Annotated in this window: 21 protein-coding genes and 1 pseudogene; 3 read left to right on the top strand and 19 right to left on the bottom strand. The window is 57.7% G+C overall.

All coding sequences use genetic code 11. The features are described from left to right. Positions 1–132: 132 nt before the first annotated feature. The 9 genes and pseudogenes from BJF97_RS13105 to BJF97_RS13065 form a co-directional block, all read right to left on the bottom strand. Positions 133–2,628, bottom strand: coding sequence for a type VI secretion system Vgr family protein (locus BJF97_RS13105; protein ID WP_032694503.1), 2,496 nt, complete (start codon positions 2,626–2,628; stop codon positions 133–135). Further along, positions 2,625–5,267, bottom strand: a complete 2,643-nt coding sequence (gene tssH / locus BJF97_RS13100) for a type VI secretion system ATPase TssH (protein ID WP_070082925.1) — start codon at positions 5,265–5,267, stop codon at positions 2,625–2,627. Before tssH ends, BJF97_RS13105 begins: the two co-directional genes overlap by 4 nt. A 247-nt stretch (positions 5,268–5,514) precedes the next feature. After that, a complete protein-coding gene (gene hcp, locus BJF97_RS13095) occupies positions 5,515–6,006 on the bottom strand; it encodes a type VI secretion system effector Hcp (protein WP_014229074.1) in 492 nt (163 codons plus the stop codon). A gap of 143 nt (positions 6,007–6,149) precedes the next feature. Further along, on the bottom strand, positions 6,150–7,838 hold the full coding sequence (locus tag BJF97_RS13090) for an OmpA family protein (RefSeq protein ID WP_032694501.1): 1,689 nt from the start codon (positions 7,836–7,838) through the stop codon (positions 6,150–6,152). Then, positions 7,835–8,500, bottom strand: a complete 666-nt coding sequence (gene tssL, locus BJF97_RS13085; RefSeq protein WP_014229072.1) for a type VI secretion system protein TssL, short form — start codon at positions 8,498–8,500, stop codon at positions 7,835–7,837. The genes BJF97_RS13090 and tssL overlap by 4 nt, the downstream gene beginning before the upstream one ends. Continuing rightward, entirely contained in the window at positions 8,497–9,840 is a 1,344-nt protein-coding gene (gene tssK, locus BJF97_RS13080) for a type VI secretion system baseplate subunit TssK (RefSeq protein WP_032694500.1), read from the bottom strand. Before tssK ends, tssL begins: the two co-directional genes overlap by 4 nt. A 13-nt stretch (positions 9,841–9,853) precedes the next feature. Further along, positions 9,854–11,389 (bottom strand): type VI secretion system contractile sheath large subunit, encoded by a 1,536-nt coding sequence (gene tssC / locus BJF97_RS13075; RefSeq protein ID WP_025108179.1) that lies wholly within the window; start codon positions 11,387–11,389, stop codon positions 9,854–9,856. A gap of 40 nt (positions 11,390–11,429) precedes the next feature. Next, entirely contained in the window at positions 11,430–11,921 is a 492-nt protein-coding gene (gene tssB, locus BJF97_RS13070; RefSeq protein WP_014229069.1) for a type VI secretion system contractile sheath small subunit, read from the bottom strand. Between the two features lie 611 nt (positions 11,922–12,532). Then, positions 12,533–12,688, bottom strand: a pseudogene (locus BJF97_RS13065) (NmrA/HSCARG family protein); the annotation flags it as partial. Between the two features lie 66 nt (positions 12,689–12,754). On the opposite strand from BJF97_RS13065, the gene BJF97_RS13060 reads away from it, so the two are divergent. Beyond that, positions 12,755–13,318 (top strand): DJ-1/PfpI family protein, encoded by a 564-nt coding sequence (locus tag BJF97_RS13060; RefSeq protein ID WP_070082924.1) that lies wholly within the window; start codon positions 12,755–12,757, stop codon positions 13,316–13,318. Positions 13,319–13,553: 235 nt separating this feature from the next. Next, complete coding sequence (locus tag BJF97_RS13055; RefSeq protein ID WP_170873306.1) at positions 13,554–14,099, top strand: chorismate mutase; 546 nt, start codon at positions 13,554–13,556, stop codon at positions 14,097–14,099. A gap of 369 nt (positions 14,100–14,468) precedes the next feature. On the opposite strand, the gene BJF97_RS13050 is transcribed toward BJF97_RS13055, so the two are convergent. The 6 genes from BJF97_RS13050 to nac form a co-directional block, all read right to left on the bottom strand. Then, positions 14,469–15,203, bottom strand: coding sequence for an amino acid ABC transporter ATP-binding protein (locus tag BJF97_RS13050; RefSeq protein WP_032692711.1), 735 nt, complete (start codon positions 15,201–15,203; stop codon positions 14,469–14,471). Next, positions 15,200–15,970, bottom strand: coding sequence for an amino acid ABC transporter permease (locus BJF97_RS13045; RefSeq protein ID WP_032692713.1), 771 nt, complete (start codon positions 15,968–15,970; stop codon positions 15,200–15,202). Before BJF97_RS13045 ends, BJF97_RS13050 begins: the two co-directional genes overlap by 4 nt. A gap of 5 nt (positions 15,971–15,975) precedes the next feature. Further along, on the bottom strand, positions 15,976–16,671 hold the full coding sequence (locus BJF97_RS13040; protein WP_070082923.1) for an amino acid ABC transporter permease: 696 nt from the start codon (positions 16,669–16,671) through the stop codon (positions 15,976–15,978). 22 nt (positions 16,672–16,693) lie between these two features. Next, positions 16,694–17,446 carry an SDR family oxidoreductase gene (locus tag BJF97_RS13035; RefSeq protein WP_032692715.1) on the bottom strand — a complete coding sequence of 251 codons (753 nt, stop codon included), beginning with the start codon at positions 17,444–17,446 and terminating at the stop codon, positions 16,694–16,696. Positions 17,447–17,568: 122 nt separating this feature from the next. Beyond that, a complete protein-coding gene (locus BJF97_RS13030) occupies positions 17,569–18,030 on the bottom strand; it encodes an acetyl-CoA carboxylase biotin carboxyl carrier protein (RefSeq protein WP_224255744.1) in 462 nt (153 codons plus the stop codon). Positions 18,031–18,093: 63 nt separating this feature from the next. Then, positions 18,094–19,017, bottom strand: a complete 924-nt coding sequence (nac, locus tag BJF97_RS13025; protein ID WP_014838248.1) for a nitrogen assimilation transcriptional regulator NAC — start codon at positions 19,015–19,017, stop codon at positions 18,094–18,096. A gap of 337 nt (positions 19,018–19,354) precedes the next feature. Here nac and BJF97_RS13020 point away from each other — a divergent pair, with 337 nt between their 5' ends. Continuing rightward, complete coding sequence (locus BJF97_RS13020) at positions 19,355–20,557, top strand: pyridoxal phosphate-dependent aminotransferase (RefSeq protein ID WP_014838247.1); 1,203 nt, start codon at positions 19,355–19,357, stop codon at positions 20,555–20,557. A gap of 155 nt (positions 20,558–20,712) precedes the next feature. Here BJF97_RS13020 and BJF97_RS13015 read toward each other — a convergent pair whose 3' ends face one another. Genes BJF97_RS13015 through BJF97_RS13000 form a run of 4 tightly spaced genes read right to left on the bottom strand, consistent with a single transcriptional unit; the run spans position 20,713 to position 24,002 of the window. Next, on the bottom strand, positions 20,713–21,483 hold the full coding sequence (locus tag BJF97_RS13015) for a 5-oxoprolinase subunit PxpA (RefSeq protein WP_032692769.1): 771 nt from the start codon (positions 21,481–21,483) through the stop codon (positions 20,713–20,715). Between the two features lie 6 nt (positions 21,484–21,489). Further along, a complete protein-coding gene (locus BJF97_RS13010) occupies positions 21,490–22,476 on the bottom strand; it encodes a biotin-dependent carboxyltransferase family protein (RefSeq protein WP_032692719.1) in 987 nt (328 codons plus the stop codon). Further along, on the bottom strand, positions 22,473–23,162 hold the full coding sequence (gene pxpB / locus BJF97_RS13005) for a 5-oxoprolinase subunit PxpB (protein ID WP_014838244.1): 690 nt from the start codon (positions 23,160–23,162) through the stop codon (positions 22,473–22,475). Before pxpB ends, BJF97_RS13010 begins: the two co-directional genes overlap by 4 nt. Before the next feature lie 3 nt (positions 23,163–23,165). Then, complete coding sequence (locus BJF97_RS13000) at positions 23,166–24,002, bottom strand: ABC transporter substrate-binding protein (protein WP_032692721.1); 837 nt, start codon at positions 24,000–24,002, stop codon at positions 23,166–23,168. Positions 24,003–24,223: the final 221 nt, after the last annotated feature.

Below are 24,223 nucleotides of genomic sequence, written 5' to 3'. Positions count from 1 at the left end.
CAAACCATGAACTCTCTTACAACAAAGCCATGCAACTAATGTAAGCAAACTCCCTGCGATTAGCGCATAAATTATTAACAAAGAATAAATCATCAGTAACATTTCGCTCCCCCATAAATAAAGACTGAGATCTTACCTACCTTTAATAAGAGTGATAGTCATATCATCAATGACATCCGAGGCATTTAATGATGTAGAACCATTTAAATCTGTCACCCCTGAAACAATCCTTCCATCCGGCATGGTTATTGAATATGCCTTATTGGCTAAAGGTTCTTTGGTCAGAGAATTTCGAATGACAAACTTCTCATCAAAACTTCCCGACTCAAACGACTTCATTACTCCCTGCATACTACCCGAACCTGCTTTCTTAATACCGGTGTTTTTTATCAGCAACTTTCCAGGGCCGCCAATTTCAACATTCCCACCTTTGATTTTGATATATCCGCCCCCGCATATCAGCGTCAGTTCATCCTGTGCCGTTATTACCAGTTTCTTGCCACTCGAAATATGCGTGTCCTGCGTTGACCAAGTGGTGATATGTCCGCCCTGCGCCTGAATATCAATATCCCCCCGCGACGCAAACCACTTCGCCCCATTCTGACTCCAGAGACTGAGTTGTTTACCCGCCGCCAGTGTGAAGTCCTTCTGCGCCCCCATATCCAGCTGCTGACCTGCAATCAGCGTCAGATTCTTCTGCGCCGACAGCAGCATATCGTCACCGCTTGCCAGCGCCACACCCTGCGGGGCCGTTCCCAGGAGTACTTCCTTCTGAAGCTGCTCTATCTTCTGTTGCAGCAACGTCTGCTGACGTCCAACATCAGCAGCCAGCGCCTGTGCCTGCTGTGCGCTGGCAGCCAGTGACTGCATTTCCACTAGTGCCGCTGAAAGCCGCGACAGCGCCGGTTCCATCGCCAATTGCTGTCCCTGCGCCTTCGATTGTGCATCAGCAGTAATGAATATTCCCTTCCCGGCCCGTATCGCTCCGTAGCTGTCCGTCCGCAGCTCAAACCCCTCCCCGCGTGGCTGTTTTTCGCTGTCCACCAGATGCCCCAGGTTCAGCTGGCTCTTGCCGCCGTACTCCGTGCTGACCTTGATGTGCTCTTTGCCACGCGCGTCGTCGAGGCGGATTTTGTTGTTCGCCGGGGTCCGCAGGACGTTGCGCTTATAGTTCCGGATGGTGACAGGATCCGGGTGCGCCGAGTCGTGCAGGACACCGGCAATATACGGACGGTCCGGGTCCCCGTGCTCAAAAGCGATGGCCACTTCCGTCCCCGCCAGCAGCGGCAGGTGCAGGCCGTATGTGTCCCCGGCATAGGGGCGCGCCTGACGTACCCACAGACTCTCTTCCCCCGGCTGCCAGTGGTCGCGGTCGAACAGCAGGTTGACCTTATAACGGCCGTCGCGGTCGATATGGCCGTAGATATCGTTGGTTTTTGTGCTGGTCACCCGCGCCGGCAGCGTGCCGGCCATGACCAGCCTGTCGCCCGGTTGCGGACGGAAGCCGTAATTTTCCGAGAACGGGATGGCCGTAAACGCCACCTCATAGCTGCGGTCGCGACGGGCGCGGCTGTGGATGCCGGTAATCACCACGCCCTGGCGGAAAACCTCCGTCACCTCAACGCCTCCGGTGACCTTCAGCTCCCGGCCCGGCGCCAGCGCCGCGCTGCTGGTCCTGCCGCTCAGCCGGGTCTGGTCGTTCAGGTAGCGCTCGTGGCGCAGACGGGCATAAAACGCCCCGCTCTCCGGCTCCGGGTTGCGCTGGCCGTCGCTGCCCGGCGCCAGGTAGTTATCCGCCCAGTGATACGCCTCGCCGTAGGTGGTGACGTCGCCGGACGTCACGTCCGCGCTCTGGCTCATCTCCTCCGGCGCGTTGCGGTAGTTGTAGTCCCGGGTGAACACCGACTGCTGCACCACGTTATGCTGGCTTTTCAGCGCCCACACCGACTCGGTACCGCCGTCGTGCTGGCCGGAGGGCGGCACCGACGGCAGAACCAGCCCCTGCTCGTAGTGCCGCTGGTCATCGTAAAACTCCACCACGTCAATGTTCAGCCGGGTGTCGGCGGTGAAGCGGAACCAGATACCGACCTCGCCCAGCAGGCGGGTGATAAAGCGCAGGTCGTCCTCGCCGTACTGCATCACCTGCTCGCGACGCGGATACGCCTGTGCCAGGGTGAAAACAAAGTCCTCCCCGCGCATGGCGTGGCGGGTACGCAGGATATGCTCCACGATATCCGGCACCGACATATCCTGGTAAATCCGGTTCTGGTGGCTCCGGGAAAGCAGCGCCAGACGAGGCTGCAGGGTCAGGGAATAGTGCGTTTCGTCGCGGGATGCGGAAAGGCGCTCAAACGCCGTCACCACGCCCTGAATCGTGCGCACCGGCTGCTGAATGTTAATCCCGAAACCCTGGTCCGCCGGCGCCTGCAGGGTGAAGGTCGCGTCCTGCATCAGCATCTGCTGCGGCGTGATGGTTTTGTCGGCGCTGGTGAACTCAATTACGTATCTGAACGGTTCGCTCAGGGCCTCCTCACCTTCAAAGCTCAGCACGTCCAGAAGGGCGCTGCAGCCGCGCACCGTTAACAGATGGTGGCTGTGGCTGAACAACAGGGATTTTATCTCGCTCATACGCCCGCCCCTGCGCCAAACTCCATCACAATCCCCCCCTCTTCATCACGGCCCAGTATCAGGTGCTGCGGCTTCTGCCCCGCCGCCTGATGGCTTAACAGCTGCAGGCTCAACGCCGGCAGTATCTGCTGATTGAGCAGGCTGTCCACGTTGCGCGCCCCGGTATCCGGCAGCAGGCAGGCATCCGTCAGAGCGTCGTACAGGCTGTCGCTGATGGTAGTGGTCATGCCGTAGTGGCGACTGAGGCGTTTGCTCACCTGGCTGAGCTTCATACCGACAATCGTGCGCATCGCGTCCCGCGTGAGCGGGCGGTAGATCACCGTCTGGAAGCGCGCCAGCAGCGCGGGCTGGAAGTGGTCGCGCAGCAGCGGACGCAGCAGTTCATGCAGGTCAGATTCCGTGGCCTCCGACCGTTCGTCCAGCATCTGCATGATGTGGTCGCTGCCGAGGTTGGAGGTCATCAGAATAACCGTGTTGCGAAAGTCGATCTCCCGCCCCTCGCCGTCGCGCATAAAACCCCGGTCAAACACCTGGTAGAACAGGTTCATCACGTCCCGATGGGCCTTCTCCACTTCGTCCAGCAGCACCACGCTGTACGGACGCTTTCTGACCGCTTCAGTGAGGATCCCGCCCTGGCCGTAGCCGACGTACCCCGGAGGAGAGCCTTTCAACTGGGAGACGGTATGCGGCTCCTGGTATTCGGAGAGGTTGATAGTGATTAAGGATTTCTCACCGCCAAACAGCGCGTCAGCAAGGGCAAGCGCGGTTTCAGTCTTGCCGGTGCCGCTCGGCCCGGTCAGCAGGAACACGCCCTGTGGGCCGTTCTCCGACGTCAGCCCGGTTTTGCTGGCACGGAGACGCTGCGCGATGGCGTTCAGCGCAGCATCCTGGCCCACCACGCGTCTACCGAGCTGCTGTTCCAGGCTCAGCAGCTCCGTCTGCTCATCCTTCATCAGAGACGAGAGCGGCACGCCGGTCCAGTCGGCGATGACCGTGGCAACGGTGCGCGCGTCCACGTCCAGCCCCAGCAGCGGGTTCCCCTGCTGCACGGCACTAAGCTGGTTTTGCAGGTCCGCGATTTCCGCGTGGCGGGAGATATCGGCGCGGCAGGCGAGCAGGTTTTCCGTGAGCTTCAGCTCCTGGCCATACTGCGTTTCCAGCTCGTCGAGCTGCAGGATAATACGGACTTCGTCCTGTTCGATGGCCGCCAGGCGTTCGCCGTGGGTGTGGTTGCCCGCCGCGATATCTTCCAGCAGCGCCTGCTTTTCCATCGCCAGGGCGGTGAGCTGCGCCTTCAGGCGGGTCAGCGGCGCCGGCACCGTATCCAGGCTCATGCGGATGCGGGCGGAGGCGGTGTCGAGTAAATCCACCGCCTTGTCCGGCAGCTGGCGTCCGGTCAGATAGCGTCTGGAGAGGGTGACGGCGGCGCGCACCGCCTCATCGGTGATGTGCACCCCGTGATGCTCCGCGTAGCGGGACTTCAGGCCCCTGAGCATCAGGCAGGCGGTGTCGTCGTCCGGCTCATCGACTTTGATCATCTGGAAGCGCCGCTCCAGCGCCGCATCGCGCTCAAAATACTGTTTGTACTCGCTCCAGGTTGTGGCGGCGATAGTTCTGAGTTCGCCCCGGGCAAGGGCCGGTTTCAGCAGGTTAGCCGCATCGGCGCCGCCCGCCTGGTTACCCGCGCCGATAAGGGTGTGGGCCTCATCAATAAACAGAAGCACAGGCAGCGGCGACTGCTGCACCGCGTCGATAATGTTTTTCAGCCGCTGCTCGAATTCTCCCTTCACCCCCGCTCCGGCCTGCAACAGGCCGAGGTCAAGGGTGCGCACGCTTACCGGTTTCAGCGCGTCCGGGACGTTGCCCTCGGCGATTCTGATCGCCAGACCTTCCACCAGCGCGGTCTTGCCGACGCCCGGCTCGCCCACCAGTATCGGGTTGTTCTTGCGGCGTCGGGAAAGAATGTCCACCATCTGGCGGATTTCATTATCACGGCCGAACACCGGGTCGATTTTGCCGTCCCGGGCGCGGGCGGTCACGTCGAGGGTGAACTTATCCAGCGCATTCTGCAGGGCCGGATTCAGATCCCCTTCTTTTACGCCCGCATTAACCGGACGGCCGACAAACGCCACCTCGTCGCCCTGCGCCAGCTCTGCTTCCTGCTGCACCTCCGGGCGTTCCTCGGACTGCGCGTCCAGCAGCGGACGCAGGCGCGCCAGCTGGCTCTGCGCCAGGGTCAGCAGCGGCCACAGGCCGTCGCAGCGCACCAGACTCTGTTTATCCACCAGCGCCATCAGCAGGTGGATACTACGGATATGCTCCTCCCCGGCCAGCGAAGCGCTTAGCCATGCCTCCTGCATCAGAGTCTGAATAGCGTCTGAAAGCTGCGGGCGGCCGCGCACCGAACGGGGGAGCTTATCCATAAAGGTCAGCAAATCCTGCCATATCGCGTCCATATCCCATTCGTAGCGCCGCGCCAGCACCGTCAGGTCGCCCTCGCCCTGCTCCAGCAGTTTCAGCAGCCAGTGCTCGGGCAGGATTTCCGCGTGCGCCCGGGGCTGGCACAGGGTGGCAGCGCCTTCCATCGCACGGGCGCAGTAAGGGTTAAGTCGGCGTAACAAAATGGCGGGATTTTCCATGAGCTTTTCTCTTTATCAGTTTCGGACACGCTACCGCCCGTCGCTGTTCCCTGTTATTCAGGAACCCAAAGCGCATCAGGTCAGGCAGGCAGATTGTTTTTTTTGCTGAGCGCCCGTCAGTTCAGGCGCTCAGCAAAAACGGGCAGCGGAAACTGCCCATCAGGGGATGACTCTAAATAGTTCACGCTGTAGCAAGACGACAAGCGAACGCAGCCAACGCCGCTACAGCGTGAAATATGGCGAGTCATCAGGCGGTGGCGCGTTCGTTCCAGCTGTCGGAATGAATGATGTTGCCGTCCTTGTAGGTCCAGGTGATTTTTTCGTAACGCAGCTCAATCTGCTCGAGGTGGTTATGCTTCTCGTAGGACGGGTCCTTGACGTCGTGCATCAGCGGGTTGACCTTCACCACCTTCACGTTCTCAAGCTTCGTGTTGAAGTACTCCACTTCCTGACCGGCGTCGTTGATTTTGTACCAGCGGAACTCCGCCGACTTCAGCGTCTGGCCGGTTGTTACCGCCTTGTACAGGTACGGGCTGGAGGCGTCGATTTCCTTAGTGAACAGGAACGGCGTGTGGATTCGCGTGCCGGTCAGCTTCCCGGTGTTGTTGTCGGTCGGGATGTACAGGTTATGCTCCTGCGCCACCACCTCGATGCTGCCCTCACGGTCCTTCACGTCCACGGAACCTTTGATGTCCGCGCCGCCGTCGTCCTTCAGCCACAGATAGACTGGAATTGCCATATTACTTCTCCATTTATACACGTCGTCCTTCAGGCTGCCTCTTTGTTGGCTGCCTTCATTTGCCCCGGTCACATAGTGAACTATGCTCCCGGGGACGCATCAGTTGCCGCCGCGAGGCAGCCCGAATGACTGTGTGTATCATTTTAAAAAGCGCCATCATCCTGCGATGGCGCGGGGGTCATGCCCGGTGGCTGGCAGGCATTCGCCTGCGGCACCAGACTGATTTCGACACGGCGGTTAAGCGCCCGGCCTTCGGCCGTGTCGTTGGGGGCAACGGGTCGGCTCTCGCCGTAGCCCTGCACCGCAAAACAGCTCTCCGGCACGTCGCCGGTGTCGCGCATCCAGTCGCGCACCGATTCGGCACGCTTAAGCGAAAGTATCTGGTTGGATTTATCGTCGCCGGTGCTGTCGGTATGGCCCGCCACCACAATCAGCCAGCCGGGCTTCGCTTTGATGCCCACCAGTGAGTTCACCAGCAGCTTTGTCGAGCCGGGCTTCAGCGCCCACCTGCCGGTGTCGAACAGCGACATGCTGTCGAGGCGGATGATTTTCGGCGCGGTTTTCTCGGCAGGCTTCAGTGGCGGAGGCGCCGGGACATAGGAACGAATGGCGTCCAGCACCGGCATGCGCAAATGCTCCCCGTGATACAGGCCGAGCCCCATTTCCAGCGGTTCACCGTGGCGCGCCCACCGATCCAGCTGCAGCGCATCCCCGCGCAGGATCTGCACGGCGCGGGCTTTCGGGGCGTAGTCATCCATCGCAATCTGCGCGTAATGCTGAATATCGAACCCCACCCGCTGCAGCAGCTGGCGGTTGTTCCACGCGCTGGCGCACAGTGCGATGATGGCGGCAAGGGTGAACAGGCAGAATGCCCGCCGTAAAGTTCTGCTGAGCGGCGTCACGCCAGCGCCCAGTGGCAACAGCGGCAGAATAAAATTCGGCAGCGTGACATCCGCTGATGAGGGTTCGGGCTGCCAGCCGGGCAGCGAATTCAGGGCAGTATGTTGAGACAACCAGCGCTGCCACAGGCTATCAGCCAGAACCGGCGCCCCCGAAGGCGTCATGTGATATACCACCATCGCCGGGTCCGCCGGAGGCATATCGTCCGACGCCGCCGTCAGCGCGGCCATCATTGTTTGTTCAGTCAGGCGAACCAGCGTATTCATCCTCACCTGCGCAGCCAGGCGGTCCGTCCCGTCCTTTTGCGCCAGCCATGTCCCGGTGCTGCACGGCACATCGTCCGCCAGCCATACCTGCATGGCCTCCCCGGCCTGCGCTGTCTGCCACAGCGGTTGTGGAACAGACGCCCCCGCCACCTTACTGTTCAACAGTAAAGGCACCGCCCGGCGGCAATCGCTCCGCACCTGGCTCAGCTGCCAGCGCAGCTCATAAAGCCCGGCCGCCAGCGCCGCCTCATCACGATGCAGCTGCGGACAGACGCTGACCATCACCGCCAGCTGCGATACGAGGTCCGGGCGTTTCCACAGAAGAATACGTACCGTCTGCTGCAGTTCAGCCGTCGGGACGTTTAACCAGCAGCCCCGTGCCGTGCGGTAAACTGGCCCGCTCTCCGGCCACCCGGCGATATCACCGCAGACCAGCACCACCGGCAGGCGATACGGCGCGTCCGGTATCTCATCCAGCCAGGCGTTATCTACCAGCGGATCTTCCCGCCTGCGCCCGGCGAAAATCAGCCCGGCGATAACGGCGGCCAGTATCAGCGCAGCGGCCAGAATCCGCCCGCCGGAGGCCAGCGGCAGAAACAGCAGGCAGAGCAGCAGCGCCAGGATCCCGCCCCAGAGCCATAACAGGCGCAAATAGCGCACGTTCATTTCCCGGCCCCCGGCAGCAGGGTTGCAATCAGGGAATCAAGCCAGTGGTTCAGACCCCACCACAGCGCGGCGATCGCTACCAGCGACAGCCCGATGCAAACCGGCCAGCGACGTAACCCGTCCGCCAGGCCGCTGCGCCCGGAGATACCCGCCAGTACGGGACGGCTCTGGTCCGTTTCAAACGGCGGCACGCGCTCGGTCAGTACCCGAACAAGCTGGTCACGAGCCGGCTCATTCAGGGCATAACACCCTTTAAAGCCGAGCATCAGCACCCGGTGGAAACAGGTCAGCACCGCCATATCCGGCGCGGGCTCGCGCAGAACCTGACGCATCCGTTCATACAACGCGTCTCCGGCGTCCAGAGCACCAAAGTATTTCGCCTGCAGCGGACGGTCATACCAGACGATGCAGGCATCATCCTCGCCTTCGCGTCCTTTGGCGGTCTCATCCAGCAGCGCACACCAGGCGTAGAGAATATGCCGACGGCTCGCCTCGCTGACGTCCGCAGCCTCGAGCTTCGCCATCACCTGTTCAATATGATCTACACAATGTCGCCACAGGCGGTCGCCCTCCCCGTCGGCCAGTCTTGCGCCGAACCGCAGTTCCGTCACCGTCAGCCACGCGTCCGCCATCAGGGCGTCGATATTTATGTCCTGTTTCATGAGCGCAGCACCGCAAACAGTTCAAGTTCCGGATCGCCCAGCAGACCGGGGACGTAAAAGACACAACTGCCTTCCAGCAGCATCGCCCGCGCCGCCGGATGGGCCATATCAAGGGTGAAATACTGGTTTTCCAGGCGCAGCGGGATAGCCGCAGGGACGTGGCTCATCGCGCGCAAAGGAATGCCGGGCTGCGAACCGTTGACCACCCTGTCGACTTCATCCGGGCTACCCGCTTTGCACTGAAGCGGAAACTGCTCCAGCAGTTGCGCTACCGGCAGCGGCGAGCGTACCGAGAGATAAAAATCCGCCTCTTCACGCAGTCTCGGATCGTGGAGACGGGCGTGCCAGCGCTTGCGCCGTTCATCGCGGACCATGTCAATCGCCACGACCCGCGACGGCAGGCTGGCTTCCAGCAGCACACCCAGCAGGTCAAACAACGGCGGGAAGACCGCCGTTAGCTGCTCATGACGATAGGCCGGAATATCGGCGGTGGTGTGATCAAGAGAAAACGTCAGCAGGCTGCCTGCAAGACCGGCCAGCGCCTGATAAAGCCGCTCCGGGTGTACCTGCGGATAGCGCACAAAATGGCTGAGCACCGGCTCAGCGCTGTTGAGCGCATTCAGCAGCCAGAACAGCGACACGTCCGCCACCGCGAAGTCGGCCATCCGTTCGTTGCTCTCCCGGCGCATAGACATCAGGCGCTGCAGGCGCGCGCGTAGCTGACCCGTCAGATATTCGGTCTGCTCCGTTAGCCAGCGGCTGGCCTGCACGTTCAGCAGCGGCGGGATAAACGACGCGTCCTGCGACCAGTCTCCCTGGCTGTCGCGCTTAAGACGGGCCACGGCGACGGTCTGGTAATTGCCGTTGTCGTTATCGTCTGTACGCAGCGTCAGCTCCGGCTGCATTACCGCAATCTGGCGGCTGTCATCCCCATAGCGGTTACGCACCTCCCGCCAGGCCAGACGCCAGCGCACAGGACGCTCCGCTTTCTGCTCCGGTTGCAGACAGTTGCCGCCGTTTTCATACTCATGGGGCAGCGCCAAAACCACCGTCAGTTCGTGGCTTTCTGTTTCCGGTAAGGTCATCACGGGCGGCAACGCATCGGCGTTATCGCTATCAGTGAGCGTTCCGTCAGCGAAACGCACGCACAGGTGGTCGGCCTTCAGCTTCCCCTGTTTCAACAGCGCGGCGTCAAAAGCCGTCCGCGCAACCCCCCAGGGATGTATTGCTCCCAGTCGGGCGACACACTCGGTGTGCCAGGCCGCTTGCGCGGCCTCCTGCTGAAAATGTTGAGGGGAAACCATCTGGCCCCGCCCCCACAGCGGTCGTACTGTTTTCATCCCTGCCCCCGCCTTACGCTTTCGCTTTCGGCATCTGGCTGACCAGAGACAGGTTCACGTCCATCCCTTCCACCTGGAAGTGCGGCACCGCGTACAGCTTCACCCGGAAGAAGCCCGGATTGTCCTCGATATCTTCCACCACCACCTTCGCGTCGCGCAGCGGGTGTGAGGCCTGCAGCTCGTCGCCCGGGTCGGTCATCTCCGTCACCAGACCGCGCACCCAGGTGTTGAGCTCCAGCTCCAGCAGGCGGCGATCCTTGGTGGTGCCGATGTTTTCACGCTGAACGAGCTTCAGGTAGTGCGCAATACGCGACAGCAGGAAGATATACGGCAGACGGGCGTTGATGCGGCTGTTGGCGGTGGCGTCGGCGGTGTCGTACAGCGCCGGCTTCTGGGCGGAGTTGGCCGAGAAGAAGCAGGCGTAGTCGCGGTTTTTGTAGTACGACAGCGGGATAAAGCCGAGGCTGGCGAACTCAAACTCGCGGGTTTCCGGGATCATCACCTCCGACGGGATCTTCACCTGGTTGCCGGTGCCCAGATCGTAGAGGTGGATCGGCAGATCTTTCACCGCACCGCCCGCCTGCGGGCCACGGATCTGCACGCACCAGCCGTTATTAATAAAGCTTTTCACCATGTTGGACGCGAAGGAGAACGAGGCGCTGGTCCACAGGTATTTCTCATGGTCCGGGCCTTTCACCTGCTCGACGTAGTTGAAGCTGCGCACCGGCACGGTGTCCGGTCCATACGGCAGGCGGCCCAGCACGCGCGGCATCACCAGGCCGATATAGCGCGCGTCGTCGGTGTCGCGAAAGGATTTCCATTTGATGTACTCGGCGCGGTCGAAGTAGTTGCCGATATCCTTGATGGCGGCAACCTCTTCCATGGACTCTTTCAGAAAGAAGGCCGGGCCGACGGCGCCGATAAACGGCATATGGGCCGCGGCGGAGACGCCGGAGATGTTGCGCAGCAGCGCCACGTCCTGCGGGCTGGCGTCGAACTCATACGCGGAGATCACCGAGCCAATCGGCTCGCCGCCCGGGGTGTCGTACTCGGCGGTGTAGGTGTGCCAGTAGAGGCCGCTCTGAATCAGCTCCGGCGCGTCTTCGAAGTCCTGGCGCAGGTCGTCTTTGGAGACGTCCAGAATTTCGGTTTTGACGTTCTGGCGGTAGTCGGTGCTGTCCACCAGCTGCTTCAGGCCGCGCCACAGGGATTCCACCTTCTGGAACTCAGGATGGTGCATCACCGCGTCCAGCTGGCGGCTGATTTGATAGTCCAGTTCAGCGATATGGTGGTCAATCAGGGTCTTGTCGAGCTTCTCCACGGTCTTTCCGGACTGACGGATGCAGTCCATAAACACCTGCATCGCCGCCGTCAGTCGTTCGCCCGCCGGGGCGTCGGACAGCGCGGCATCATCCAGAAAGTCGTTAATATCGCCCAGGCGGGAAGCCGGGGTCAGGTTGATTTTGTCAAACAGGGAGGCGTAAACGCTCTCTTTTTCCAGTACAGCGGTCTGCCCCTGCGCGGGGGCGGTTTCAGTATTTACAGACATCAGCATATTCCCGGTTAATCCATTAAATAACGCACGCCGTTTATTTCGGGGCCAGCGCGCTCATTTCGTCGCGTAATTCCTGCGTCAGCGCCGGGTCTTTCAGGATTTTCTCAAGCTCTTTTCTGAAAGTGGCGTTATCAAGGAGGTTGGATTTGAGGTCGCGTAATAAATTCCGCATCGCCAGCATGGCGCGGAGCTGGGGGATCTGGCGGGCCACCTGCTCCGGTTCGAAATCTTTCATATCGGCGAAGCGGAGCTGAATATTTTCTTCGGCGCTATCGCCGGCCAGCGTGTTCTGTACCGTGAGGCTGATTTCCGGGCTGAATTCCGAAAGTACGCTGTTGAAGTTATTTTTATTGACGTTTATTTTTGCTCTTTCCGATAATGGCCGGTCTTCTTTGCCATTACTGAAATCACCGATGGTGAGGAGTTTCAGCGGCAGCTCGACTTTCTTCTGCGCGCCTCCTGTGTGCAGAGCCAGCTTTAAATTAATGCGTGCCTTGGGCACCTCATTCTGGAACGTATCAGCCATAGCAGTCCCTTCCCGTGAGGAATAATGTGTTAAAGATAACGGTGTGTGAAGACCCGGATATAGTAGAGCAAAGCGCCAAAAAATATCAACCTGCCGGTTGCAAAGTCCATTATAAGACTTTCCTCAGGCATCTTAAGGCAAATGTAAAAATGAAACGCATGAGACAAACAAAGCTGGTATGTAATAACAACTCTTTTCTTACAATAAAGGCAGGATGTATACCTGACAGAGGAATGTGAATTAAATTCATATCTGAATAGGCAACGTTGATTGATGCAAATCAATATGTAACGCAAATACTGGTCGTTCCGGATACTGAAACGCGCGCGAACAGGGGCGTAAGAAATAAATTATTTTTTATCCTTTACCGGCCATAAAAAAGTCCAGTAGTGGATTTTAATATGGCTATAATTAATGGCTGACAGGATTAATATAAAACTTACAAATAATACTTGCCAAATATCCGGTATCGATGGTTAAACCGGACAACGTATAGAGTCGCGCTGAGCGTAAAAGAAATAGCGGCATTTCATTCAGCAGATATATTAAAACAGAGCTTACAATAATACCTCTCGCTCATTAATTCCTGCCTGGCGCCGGGTAAAGCGGGTTTACCGCTTAAAGGCCCGGCCGGCAGAGATTGCCAGCGCCCGTTCGAAAGCGACGCGTCCTGTTCCCGCCAGCCAGGACTCAATGGATTGCAGCTGCGGATTCATTTGCCGCATCGCCGCCAGATCGGCATGCCCCGCCAGCCGTCCCTCATCCACAGGTTCGCATTCCCTCTCCCGCCAGGCTATATCTTAGACACCTTTCTTCATACAGGAGTGAATAAGATGGGCAAAAAGATTCTGATGCTGGTGGGCGATTACGCCGAAGATTACGAAACTATGGTGCCGTTTCAGGCATTACAAATGATCGGTCATCAGGTTGATGCGGTCTGTCCAGATAAAACAAAAGGCGACTTCATTATGACCGCGATCCATGATTTTGACGGCGCCCAGACCTACAGCGAGAAACCCGGGCACCGCTTTGTTCTCAACGCCGATTTTACAACGGTGAAAGAACAGGATTACGACGCGCTGTTAATCCCCGGCGGCCGGGCGCCAGAATATCTGCGCCTGAATGCGCAAGTGCTTAAACTGGTGCAGGCATTTGACGCAGCGCGTAAACCTATTGCTGCCGTTTGCCACGGCCCTCAGCTGTTGGCAGCTGCGGGGGTATTAAAAGGCCGCACCTGCAGCGCCTATCCGGCCTGCGCGCCGGAAGTGCGGCTCAGCGGCGGACATTTTGCCGACATCGATATCGATCAGGCGCATGTGGATGGCAATCTGGTGACCGCCCCCGCCTGGCCCGCTCATCCGCAATGGCTGGCGAAATTTGCCGAATTGTTGCAGTAGCAAACCTGACAAATATAAAAGGCCGGAACGGATCATCGGGGACTACCGTCTGAAGGCGATGCTGGCGCTAAATTTTTAACCCCGCTGTAAAAGAGAACCGTAAGCCCGGATCGGGTTTACGGTTTTTTTATCATCACAAGACTGTAAAATGCGCTAGCTACGCTTTCTGCGAAATGTTTCTTCAACTGACCGGGAACGCCTTTACAGACTTCCTGTTTATCGACGTCGGAGATTTATGATGCCGTACAAGCTCTATACAGCCGTGTTGCTTCTCGCTGCCGCAAGTTTCTCTGCAACGGCAATTTCTGCTTCAACCCCTTCGATTGGCAATTTGATCAATGAACGTTTGTCCTTGATGAAAGACGTTGCCGGATATAAAGCGCAACATCACCAGGCGATTGAAGATCTACAGCAAGAGAAGAAGGTTCTGGAGAGCGCCACTGCTGATGCTGATTCGCTGGGATTAAAAGGCGAGAGCGTAAGGCCATTTATTCAGGCGCAGATGGACGCCGCCAAGGCGATTCAGTACCGCTATCGCGCCGACTGGTTGGCCGCGCCGGAAACTGACTGGCAGCCTCGCCCGCTTCAGGATGTCCGGACGCAAATCGGCCAACTTAGCCATCGTATTCTGCAAAGTGTGGCGGCACGATTAAAGTCCGGGCAACCTCTGACGGAACAGGGCCAGGAGGCATTTATGCACGCCGTGCAGCAGAAGAATTTACACGAGCAGGATAAGCATAGAATCTGGGAAACAATGAAAGGGATTTCGTTGAAAGATTAAGTAAAAAGCCCCGCCCATTACTGAGGAATCCCCATTCATGGGCGGGTGAAAAAAACAAGCATAGCGTTTTGTGCTCTACTGATTGTGCAACCAATTCAATGAGATCACCTCTATGCTTGCTTGCATCACCGTATCGGTTTATGGGCATTCTCGACAGGACGAATGCCTATCTGGTTTGACGAGGAGATAGCCGATCAGCATGGGCAAATCTCCAGCTCAAACAGACACAGAATCATATTCGAATGAAGCCGACGCTGGCTCACCATGATCAGCAACATAACTGCCTTTGCCGCGAATCCCGCTTTGCCACCCCGTTACACATGTTTTTCCAGCAGGCGGCAGCCCGCCTGCCAGGACTCCGCAATGCCTTCAATTCAGTAAATCGCTAAGGAAACGCCGTGCTCGCGGATGCTGCGGTGCGCTAAAGAATTGCTTCGGCGTTGTTTTCTCCAGAATTTTCCCCTGATCCATAAACCAGATGGTATCGGCCACATCGCGGGCAAAATGCATTTCATGGGTCACGCACATCATCGTCATCCCCTCCTGGGCCAGCGAGCGCATGACGCTTAAGACCTCCCCCACCATTTCAGGATCCAGCGCCGACGTCGGTTCATCGAACAGCATCACCGGCGGCTTCATCGCCAGCGCACGGGCGATAGCGACGCGCTGCTGTTGCCCGCCAGAGAGCTGGGCCGGATAGGCATTAGCTTTATGCGACAATCCCACTCGCTCCAGCAGTTCCCCGGCGTGTTTACGCGCCTCAGAACGTTTGGTGCCCAGCACTTTTACTGGCGACATCATGATGTTTTCCATCACCGACACGTGGGGAAACAGATTGAAGTTCTGAAAGACGAAACCGATACGGGTGCGCAACTGGTTCAGACGCATGCTGCTGCCGTGGATATCTATACCATCAAACAGAATCTGCCCCTGCTCGATAGGCTCCAGGCGGTTCACCGTGCGAATCAGCGTTGATTTCCCGGAGCCTGAGGGGCCGCAAACCACCACCACCTCCCCCGCTTTGACTTCGGCACTGAGGTCAGTCAGGGCGTGGTAATCGCCATACCATTTATTGACCTGATTAAACAAAATCATCGGGATCATGATGTTTCCTTATTAAGTTTGCGGTTGGCAAAGAAAAGAGGATCGTTCTGCTCTTCTCCCTGCTGCGGCCGCGCATTGAGCCGTTTGTTGGCAATCCAGCTTTCTAGCCTGTTTGCCAGCCATGTCAGGCTGAAACAGATGATGTAGTAGCTCAGGGCCACGATGGCGAAGACCTGAAACGGCTTGGTCAGGAGCTGGTTGCTGACCTGGTTTGCCGCATAGGTCAGTTCCGGCACGTTAATCACATAGCCCAGGGTACTGTCCTTGATGATCGACACCAGCTGGCTCACCAGGCTTGGCAATGCGTTGAACAATGCCTGCGGTAAGATCACCAGTCGCAGGGTTTTCAGATAACTCATCCCCAGCGCGCGTGATGCTTCATATTGCCCCTGCGGTAACGCCTGAATGCCGCCGCGGACAATCTCGGCGATGTAAGCGCTTTCGTAGATAACCAGCGTGCAGAGCATGGTGGAAAAACCGCTGATATTCTGCCCAATCAGCAAGGGCACGCAGAAGTAGGTCCAGAACACTACCATCATCAGCGGGATACCGCGCAGGGTGTAGACCCAGCAGGCCGCCGCCCAGCGCAGCCCGCGCCACGGAGACAACCTCGCCAGCCCAACCAGCACGCCCAGCGGGAAAGAGAGCACGACCGCCAGCAGTGAAATTAACAGCGTGCAAAGAACGCCCCCGAGCGGCCCGTTCGGATACTGCCCCATCAGGAACAGCATGCCGTGGTCCTGCAAAATGGTAAAAACGTCAAACATGGTGTTTACCTCGCGTACACGCGTTGAAAATGACGGCCTAACAGCGCACCCAGCCCCATCAGTAGCAGCGAAAACGCCAGATAGCCCAACGTGCCAATGGCATAGGCCTCAAAAGTGCGGAAGGTCTGATTCTCAAGATCGCGCGTCACATAGGTTAACTCGGTCACCCCGATGACCATCGCAAGGCTGGTGTTTTTAAACAGCAGCACGGTGTGGTTAATCAGTGCAGGCAAGGCATTGCGGATCCCCTGCGGCAGGATCACCGAGCCCATTGCCCGCATATAGTTCATGCCCAGCGCACGCGCCGCCTCGTTTTGCCCGTCAGGAATGGCACGCAGGCCGCTGCGAATATCTTCGGAAAAGTAAGCCGCCTGGCATAATCCCAGGGCGAACATCGAGCAGAGGAACTCGGCGTTGAAATCGTTAATCCACATCTGTACCGATTCCGGCAGCAGCGTCGGAATGGCGAAATACCACATCATCAACTGAATCAGCGTGGGCACATTGCGGTGATACGAGACGTAAGCTGCCACCAGACGCACAGCGATGCGGTTTTCCGACAGGCGGATAACCAGCAGCAGCAGTGCGATAAACATAGCCAGCAGCCAGGCGCCCAACGCCAGTTCCAGCGTGACGGTCGCGCCCTTCACGATCATCTCGCCATAGTGGCCTGTTAAAATGGTACTAAAATCAAGCGCCATAATGAGCCTCCTGTTAACCTGCTTAGACTGCGCTTTCGCCTGGACGCATCGTAGAAAGCCCGCCGGGTACCTGCAGCGTCGGCGTTATTTCAATATTGCCGATGTTCACTGCTATCGGGGCACTAACGGCAAAGGCCACGCAATCGGCAATGTCTTTGGCCTCCGGCAGCTCAAAACCATCGATAAAACGCTTGCGCGCATCTTCATGATCGCCAGAAACATTGCCGAAAATATCGGTCGCCACGCGTCCCGGACAGATTTCGGTAATTCGCACGCGCTTGCCGTAGCAGTCAACGCGTAGCTGGCGTGAAAGCGCATGAACGCCCGCTTTGGTGGCGTGATAAACGGAGTTGCCGTTGAAGTTGTAAATCGCGGCAATCGACGTGATGTTGATAACGTGACCGCGGTCGCGCGCCATCATCCCTGGCACCAGCAAACGACACAGATGCAAAACCGCGCGCAGGTTGACGTTGAGCTGAGTTTCAATCACCTCTTCACTGGCATTGAGAATTGAACCGGGATGCGATACACCGGCGTTATTAACCAGAATGTCCACTTGCAGATCGCTGCATAAACGCGTCAGCGCGTCGAGGTTGGCCACGTCTACGGCATGGGGAATACAGCCAGTCCGCTCCGCCAGTGTGGCTAATTGTTCCCGACGGCGCGCCACGGCGTGCACCGTAATCCCTTCCCGGCATAAACGCTCGACAATGGCTTCGCCCATACCGGCGGATGCACCGGTGACCAGGGCGACTTTATAATCTGAAAATGGCATATTGCCTCTCCTGTCATCACGGCATTTCTGAGATGCCGCATCGTATTTATTGTGTATTTTGACTCTATTCAGTTATGCCTCAGCGGTATAAGACATAAATGATTTGAGGCAATAAGGGGGACTTATAATCCTGAGAGAAATGAGTCATCTGATTGAATTTTCGCGATTTCCTGACCAAACTCCACGGCATCTCCCTCACTCACATGAAAGGAAACAAGCCGCCCGGCAACCGGGCTGCGTACGGGTAAATAGAGTGCACCCACTTTGACCAGTGCCAGTAAATCATGCTGTTTGATCGGACTACCCGGAGCGGCGAAATTCTCTGCAAGCAGAGGATGGCGCAGTAGTACCCGCCCAGGTGCCGGAGAACACATTAGCGTAAAACGCGGCAGTACATCCGCCGCAGGAAGGGGAGCAATAGACGGCGTAGTGGTGATATACACGGACCACGCCCTGCCCTTTAGCACAAGGTGAGAAATTGACGTGGCGCGCAGGCTTTGTGTGAGCTGCGTCAGCGCCTCAAGAGTAACTGTTTTTTCCATAGCGACCCGGTACTGGCTGTTGTCTTCAGTGAATGCTTTCACTCTATCCCGCACACGTGACTGGCCAGTAAGAGGGTTTCGCTTTACGGCAATAAGGGAGACTTATTAGCTCACCAGCGTCAGGGGGCGGTTATCCGGTGTGCGGTTCGAGACCAGTGACAGCAGGATCGATTTCACCGCTTCGGCAGGTTCAGACAGCGGCAGATGATCCGAAATACAGAACGACAGTGACGCATGGACATCCGGTTCAATGATTTTTGCCATCCAGGCATCAGAGGCTTTCAACATCGCGCGGGCGGCCGATTCCGGCATGACCGTGCATCCCAGTCCGGCAGCCAGCGCCGCATTGAGGGTGGTTTGCGATTCAATTTCACAGGCGACCCGGTAATCCAGGCCCTCTTTGACGAAGGCGTCATCCACCACTTTACGCATGATGTTGTAAATGCGGGGCAGAAACAGGTCGTAACGCGCCACATCAGCCAGCGCGATCTCTTTAATGGGCTTATCAAGCGCATTGGGGCAAACAAAGCACAGGTGCTCTTTCATCAATGGAATAAAACGCAGTCCGTGGATCGCGCGGTTATCGTAAATCACCGCCATATCCATCCGCCCGTTCATGATGAGCTCACTTAAAGTGGTGCCGAAGTTTTCATTGAAATAAAGCACGACGCCAGGATGCTGACGCTGTACCTCCTGCATCAGCGGAATGGCAAGCTGTTGCGCCGCGGTTCCGGGGGCGAGCCCCACAGAGACATTGCCACACAGCTCCATGCCTGAGCGGTCAATGGCGCTCTGCGCCTGCGCGCACTGGCGTAAAATCGCCTGCGCATGGGTATACAGGATTTTACCTGCGGTGGTTGGCGTCACGCCACGCTTGGTGCGAATCAACAGTTGCTGATTGACTTCCCCTTCCAGCGTCGCGAGCTGCTGGCTAAGCGCGGGCTGAGCAATATGCAGGATATCCGCCGCCTGGGTTAAACTTCCCACATCGACAATCTTGATGAAATATTTCAGGCGACGCAGATTCATAGCTTTTCTCCAGAGATGGCTTTTCCATCAATAAAGCAATGGCTGTGCCAGTTCTGATGATTGCGTATCCACACAGTCTGCTTATGTCTTTATGGCGGCAAACGCTCGCTGCCATCGCCCCGACCCGCATTCTGCCATCCGTTCCCCGCACTCCCACGGTGCAAAAGGGCACGGGCTTGCATCATTGCGGTATCTTTCCTGTTGTTCAGTCATTGTTTTGCATTATGTCCCCACAACAAAGCAGTATTATCCGCTCGCCAGGCCTGTTCCCTATTCTCAGATTTCATCCACCGCGCGCGAGCGCGGTTCCCGCTGAATCAACTGGAACACCTGTGATATGCCTGATATTGCCGATCGACTTAAAAACATAGCTATTTCAGCGTCCGTTGCGATGACGCAAAAAGCGCGCGATCTCGCCGCGCAGGGGATTGACGTGGTGGGGCTTTCCACCGGCGAGCCGGATTTCCCAACCCCACCGCACGCCATTGAAGCCGCCTACGCCGCTGCGCTGGCTGGCGATACGCGTTATCCGCCAACGGACGGAACGCCCGCGTTACGCGCCGCCATTCAGCGCAAGTTCAGGCGTGATAACGGGCTGGATTATGATGTCAGCCAGATAATCACCACTGGCGGCGCGCGGCAGATGATCTTCAACGCCATGCTGGCCACGTTAAACCCTGGCGACGAAGTGGTGATCCCGTCGCCATCATGGATCAGCTATGCTGATATCGTGAAATTTGCGGGCGCGACGCCCGTTCCGGTGCCGTGCTACGAAGAAAACGGCTTTAAACCGCTACCTGGCGATATCGCCGCGGCCATCACGGGAAAAACTAAATGGCTGCTGCTGAACTACCCGAGCAACCCCACCGGGTCCGTCGCCAGCCGCGAAGAGCTGCAGGGGATTGCCGATGTGATGCTGGATAATCCGCATGTCTGGATCCTGACTGACGATATTTATGAACACCTGATTTATGACGGCTGCGTCTTCCTGACCATCGCGCAGGTTGAACCCCGTCTATATGACCGGGTGCTGACGGTGAATGGCGTGTCGAAGGCTTACTCGATGACCGGCTGGCGTCTCGGGTTCTGCGGAGGACCGGCTCCGCTGATTAAAGCGATGAGCAATGTGAACACGCAGAACGCCGGGGGGATCGCCACGCTGGCACAGGCAGCGGCAATTGCGGTGCTGGATGGCCCACAGGATCTGTTGAAAGAGCGTGCGGCTATCTATCGCGAGCGGCGCGATTTCGTGCTGGAGAAACTGGCGGCAATCCCCGGACTGGTGTGCCACAAGCCGCAGGGCGCGTTCTATCTGTTCGTCAATATCGCGGCATTTATAGGGAAAGCCAGCGCGGGCGGACGGCAAATTAACAACGACGCGGATTTTGTGATGGCGCTGATTGAAGAGCAACACGTGGTGACCGTTCAGGGGGCGGCATACGGTATGAGTCCGTATATTCGCCTCTCTTACGCCACCAGCATGGAGCGGCTGCAAACCGGCTGCGAGCGTCTCGCCGCGTTTTGCGAGGGATGCCAATAAGCATTAACCCCGGCTGGCGCTTCGCTTAGCCGGGATTTTCGCTGTAACACCTGGCCTGATACTCACCCCCCGATCCCGATATTCACATTCCTCGCCATAAAAAAAAGCCCGACGGCGTTGACGCCTGTCAGGCTTAAAACACACCGCAATCAACGCTACTGCTGTAACACTTCCGCCGCCGGAGCCACGATGCCGCCACAGGCTTCAATCTCGCTGCGTACAATCTTCGCCAGCGCTAATGAACCCGGCGTGTCGCTGTGTACCAGAATCGAGCGGGCGCGTACGGCAAGAGGATACCCTTCAATGGTGGTCACCGTCCCTTCCTGCAAAAACTGGCGAACCCGCCCTCGCACGACACCTTCTTCTTTGATTACCGCACCTGGCTTGCCGCGCGGCACCAGACGCCCGGCGGCATCATAGGCCCGGTCAGCCAGAAACAGCGTTAACCCCGGTAAACCGACACTTTTCGCCGCCTGCTCAATAAGGGTGTCTGGCTGGGAAAAAACGATCAGGCTCGGGTCGAGGCGATAAATCGCCTGCATCACCTGACGCGCCAGTGCTTCATCGCGGTTAATCATATTGCCCATTGCCGCATGGAAACTCACATGCGACACCGTCGCCCCTTCATGCTTCGCAATCGCCTGCAGCGCGCCAATCTGGTACACCACCTGCTGGCAAATCTCATCCGGGCTAAAGGCCATCTCTTTACGTCCAAATCCTGACCTGTCCGGCAGCCCCGGATGCGCGCCAATTCCAACACCCCGAAGCTTCGCCAGGCGTACCATTTGCGTCATGATGGCCGGATCCCCCGCATGAAAACCGCAGGCGATATTGGCCGAAGAGACGACCTGCATCAGGGCTTCATCGTCACAGAGTTGATAAACACCAAAGCCCTCTCCCATATCGGAGTTCACATCTATTTTCATCATTGTCTATTTCCCATTCACGCTGATAAGCGAACGCGAAAAATCGCGCAACCGTGCCAGCCAGCGTTCAGTCGCCTGCCGCGCCACGATAGCCTGCTTCGCATCACTCTGGATTAACTGAATCGACTGTCCGGCCTGTAGCTGGCCGAGCCGCCAAAGATCTTCTTCAATCACGCAGGCAATTTTGGGATAACCGCCTGCGGTATTCGCATCGCTTAACTGTATGATCGGCTCCCCTGCTGGCGGCACCTGCACAATGCCCGGAATCAGCCCATAAGAACGCATCTCAACCGTACGGGAGGGGAAAATCGGTTCACCGGCAAGGCGATAACCGGTGCGGTTGCTTTGGCGGGAAATCTGCCAGGGTTGCTGCCAGAAACGCAGATGATCCGCCGCGAATAACGCATACTCGCCGGATGGAATCGCCCGCACCGGCACAATTCCCTTCACCGGGGCGGCAAAAACATCACGTAGCGCCAGTTCCGGCGGCTCAATACCCACACCGCCTTCAGGCAACGGCTTGTACGTTGCCGGGCCAGGGGGTAGTCGATCTCCTGCCTCCAGCGGACGCCCCTCAACGCCGCCAAAGCCGCCTCGCAGCGCGGTGCTGCGCGAACCTAACACCTCGGGCACATTGATGCCGCCGGCCACACAGAGATACCCCCGGCTACCGGAACGAGGATAACGCATCTCCAGTACCTGGCCTTTTTTAACCTGGCAGCCCCACCAGGGTGGCAGATCGGTATCATCCAGACGCGCCCGGCAGTCAGCCCCTGTCAACGCAATGGTTACTGCTTCATGAAAGCGCACACGAAATGGAAACATCTGCACTTCAATGACGGCAGCGTTGTCATCGTTGCCCAACAGCGCGTTACCCGCCCGCAAGGCCAGCGGGTCCATGACGCCGCTGACTGACACGCCAAGGTGGCGGAAACCAAAACGCCCCAAATCCTGCACGGTGTTTAGCGAGCCCGTGCGTTCGATTTCGATCACAGTTCTATCCTTTCGGGTAAAAAACGGATGCTGTCACCAGGGGCCATCAACGCGGGGTTAGCCGCATGCGGATCAAACACCTCCAGTTCGGCAAAACCAATCGCGTTCCAGCCATTCGGCCCGGTCAATACCGACACGCCCGTTTGCGCACCACCAATGGTCACTGTCCCTTTGAGCATATTGAGCGAGGGCACCTTTTTACGCGGCGTCGCCAGCAAAGGATCCAGACCATGCAAATAACCAAACCCCGGCGCGCTGCCCAACGCCACCACGGTGTATTCCCCCTGATAGTGGCGGCGGATCACCTCTTTTTCCGTAAAACCGGTGTGGCGGCACACCGATGCAAGATCGCTTGCCAGCTCGCCGCCATAGTGCACCGGGATCTCAATCAATTGCCCCTGCGGCTGCACCTCCCGCGCTTCTCGCCAGTATTCACGTAGCCGATGCGGGAATGCGTCCTCCTCTTCCGGCGTCTGTCTGAGCAACACCAGTAAATTGGTGACGCCGGGAATCAGCGTTTCGACGTCATCACATTGAGAGAGCCTTTGCGCCAGGGACCAGATTCGCCGTTGCGCGGCCAGGCTAAATTCCCCCGGCGCTTCCACCAGCCAGGCACGACTCCCCATAGTCGAGAGCGTGATCTCCGCCGCTAAAGAAACAGACGCGTGTTGCTCTAACCAGGCCATAACTTATTCCAGCGGTTCAAATTTCAGGTTCGACAGTGGCTGTACGCGCTCTTCGCGCACCATCTTGTACTCGGTATTTGGCCCAATCCAGCGGTCCCAGATTTTGTCGATGGTGCCATCGCTGTCCATGGTTTTCAGGCTGGTATTAACCGCGTTGAGCAGCGCGGGTTCGTCACGTTTCATGCCCACGCCAATCGGCTCCAGTGCCATAGGTTCTTTGATCATCGCAAGCTCAGCACCGTCTTTTTTCGCCTGGGAGATCATCTTAATGCCGGTCATGGTGTTGGTCACAAAGCCGACCACCTTGTTTTGTTCCAGTGCGAGGAAAGCGGATGCCGCATCCTGGAATGTCACGGCCTTGCCGCCTTTAATATGGATCGACTGCTCAGAGGTGGTGCCTTTGGTGGCGCTGATACGTTTGCCTTTAAAATCGGCGAGGGTTTTATCCGCATTCTCTTTTTTCACCAGCAGCATCTCTTTGGCGACATAGTACGGGTCGCTGAACTGGATCTGATTGCCACGCGTTTTGGTGTAGGCAAGGTTAGCAATCAGTACATCGGCACGGCCCGTTGCGATAACCGCAATGCGTGCCTCAACAGAGGTCGGCACCAGCGTTAATTTCAGCCCCATTTTCTCTGCCAGCGCCGTGCAAAGATCAACGTCCATGCCCACCAGTTGACGCGTTTTGACATCCGGCGATGAAAATGGCGGTACGTCGGAGTAGACCGCACATTTCAGATCGCCATGCGCAGTAATATCCGAGAGCAGATCAGCACTGGCCCCAATGCTGGTCAGTAAAAGTGGCAATGCCAGAGCGGCAGATAATTTCTTTGCTGTCATGATGTTTTCCCCAAAGTGCTAACTCGTTGAATACACGCCGTTGTATTACCAGATTTCATTCGGTATGGCAGACCGTATACCCTGGAATATACGGGCTTTATTTTCGACGGTATAAGAGGGAAACCCTGTCGCGGGATACACAATTTATATGACGGATACCATGCGAAAACGCGCCGTTACGGTAATAAGAAAAGGTTATTCAGACAGAGGCAAATTATCTT

The organism is Klebsiella sp. LTGPAF-6F (genome assembly GCF_001753185.1).
GTDB classification, from domain to species: Bacteria; Pseudomonadota; Gammaproteobacteria; order Enterobacterales; family Enterobacteriaceae; genus Klebsiella; species Klebsiella michiganensis.
Note: the sequence above shows the minus strand (reverse complement) of the source record. Positions and strands in the feature narration are given on the sequence as shown.

Coding starts and splice junctions, on each gene's coding strand:
- BJF97_RS13105 (WP_032694503.1), bottom strand. CDS start 2,628: ATGAGCGAGATAAAATCCCTGTTGTTCAGCCACAGCCACCATCTGTTA.
- tssH (WP_070082925.1), bottom strand. CDS start 5,267: ATGGAAAATCCCGCCATTTTGTTACGCCGACTTAACCCTTACTGCGCC.
- hcp (WP_014229074.1), bottom strand. CDS start 6,006: ATGGCAATTCCAGTCTATCTGTGGCTGAAGGACGACGGCGGCGCGGAC.
- BJF97_RS13090 (WP_032694501.1), bottom strand. CDS start 7,838: ATGAACGTGCGCTATTTGCGCCTGTTATGGCTCTGGGGCGGGATCCTG.
- tssL (WP_014229072.1), bottom strand. CDS start 8,500: ATGAAACAGGACATAAATATCGACGCCCTGATGGCGGACGCGTGGCTG.
- tssK (WP_032694500.1), bottom strand. CDS start 9,840: ATGAAAACAGTACGACCGCTGTGGGGGCGGGGCCAGATGGTTTCCCCT.
- tssC (WP_025108179.1), bottom strand. CDS start 11,389: ATGTCTGTAAATACTGAAACCGCCCCCGCGCAGGGGCAGACCGCTGTA.
- tssB (WP_014229069.1), bottom strand. CDS start 11,921: ATGGCTGATACGTTCCAGAATGAGGTGCCCAAGGCACGCATTAATTTA.
- BJF97_RS13060 (WP_070082924.1), top strand. CDS start 12,755: ATGGGCAAAAAGATTCTGATGCTGGTGGGCGATTACGCCGAAGATTAC.
- BJF97_RS13055 (WP_170873306.1), top strand. CDS start 13,554: ATGATGCCGTACAAGCTCTATACAGCCGTGTTGCTTCTCGCTGCCGCA.
- BJF97_RS13050 (WP_032692711.1), bottom strand. CDS start 15,203: ATGATCCCGATGATTTTGTTTAATCAGGTCAATAAATGGTATGGCGAT.
- BJF97_RS13045 (WP_032692713.1), bottom strand. CDS start 15,970: ATGTTTGACGTTTTTACCATTTTGCAGGACCACGGCATGCTGTTCCTG.
- BJF97_RS13040 (WP_070082923.1), bottom strand. CDS start 16,671: ATGGCGCTTGATTTTAGTACCATTTTAACAGGCCACTATGGCGAGATG.
- BJF97_RS13035 (WP_032692715.1), bottom strand. CDS start 17,446: ATGCCATTTTCAGATTATAAAGTCGCCCTGGTCACCGGTGCATCCGCC.
- nac (WP_014838248.1), bottom strand. CDS start 19,017: ATGAATCTGCGTCGCCTGAAATATTTCATCAAGATTGTCGATGTGGGA.
- BJF97_RS13020 (WP_014838247.1), top strand. CDS start 19,355: ATGCCTGATATTGCCGATCGACTTAAAAACATAGCTATTTCAGCGTCC.
- BJF97_RS13015 (WP_032692769.1), bottom strand. CDS start 21,483: ATGAAAATAGATGTGAACTCCGATATGGGAGAGGGCTTTGGTGTTTAT.
- pxpB (WP_014838244.1), bottom strand. CDS start 23,162: ATGGCCTGGTTAGAGCAACACGCGTCTGTTTCTTTAGCGGCGGAGATC.
- BJF97_RS13000 (WP_032692721.1), bottom strand. CDS start 24,002: ATGACAGCAAAGAAATTATCTGCCGCTCTGGCATTGCCACTTTTACTG.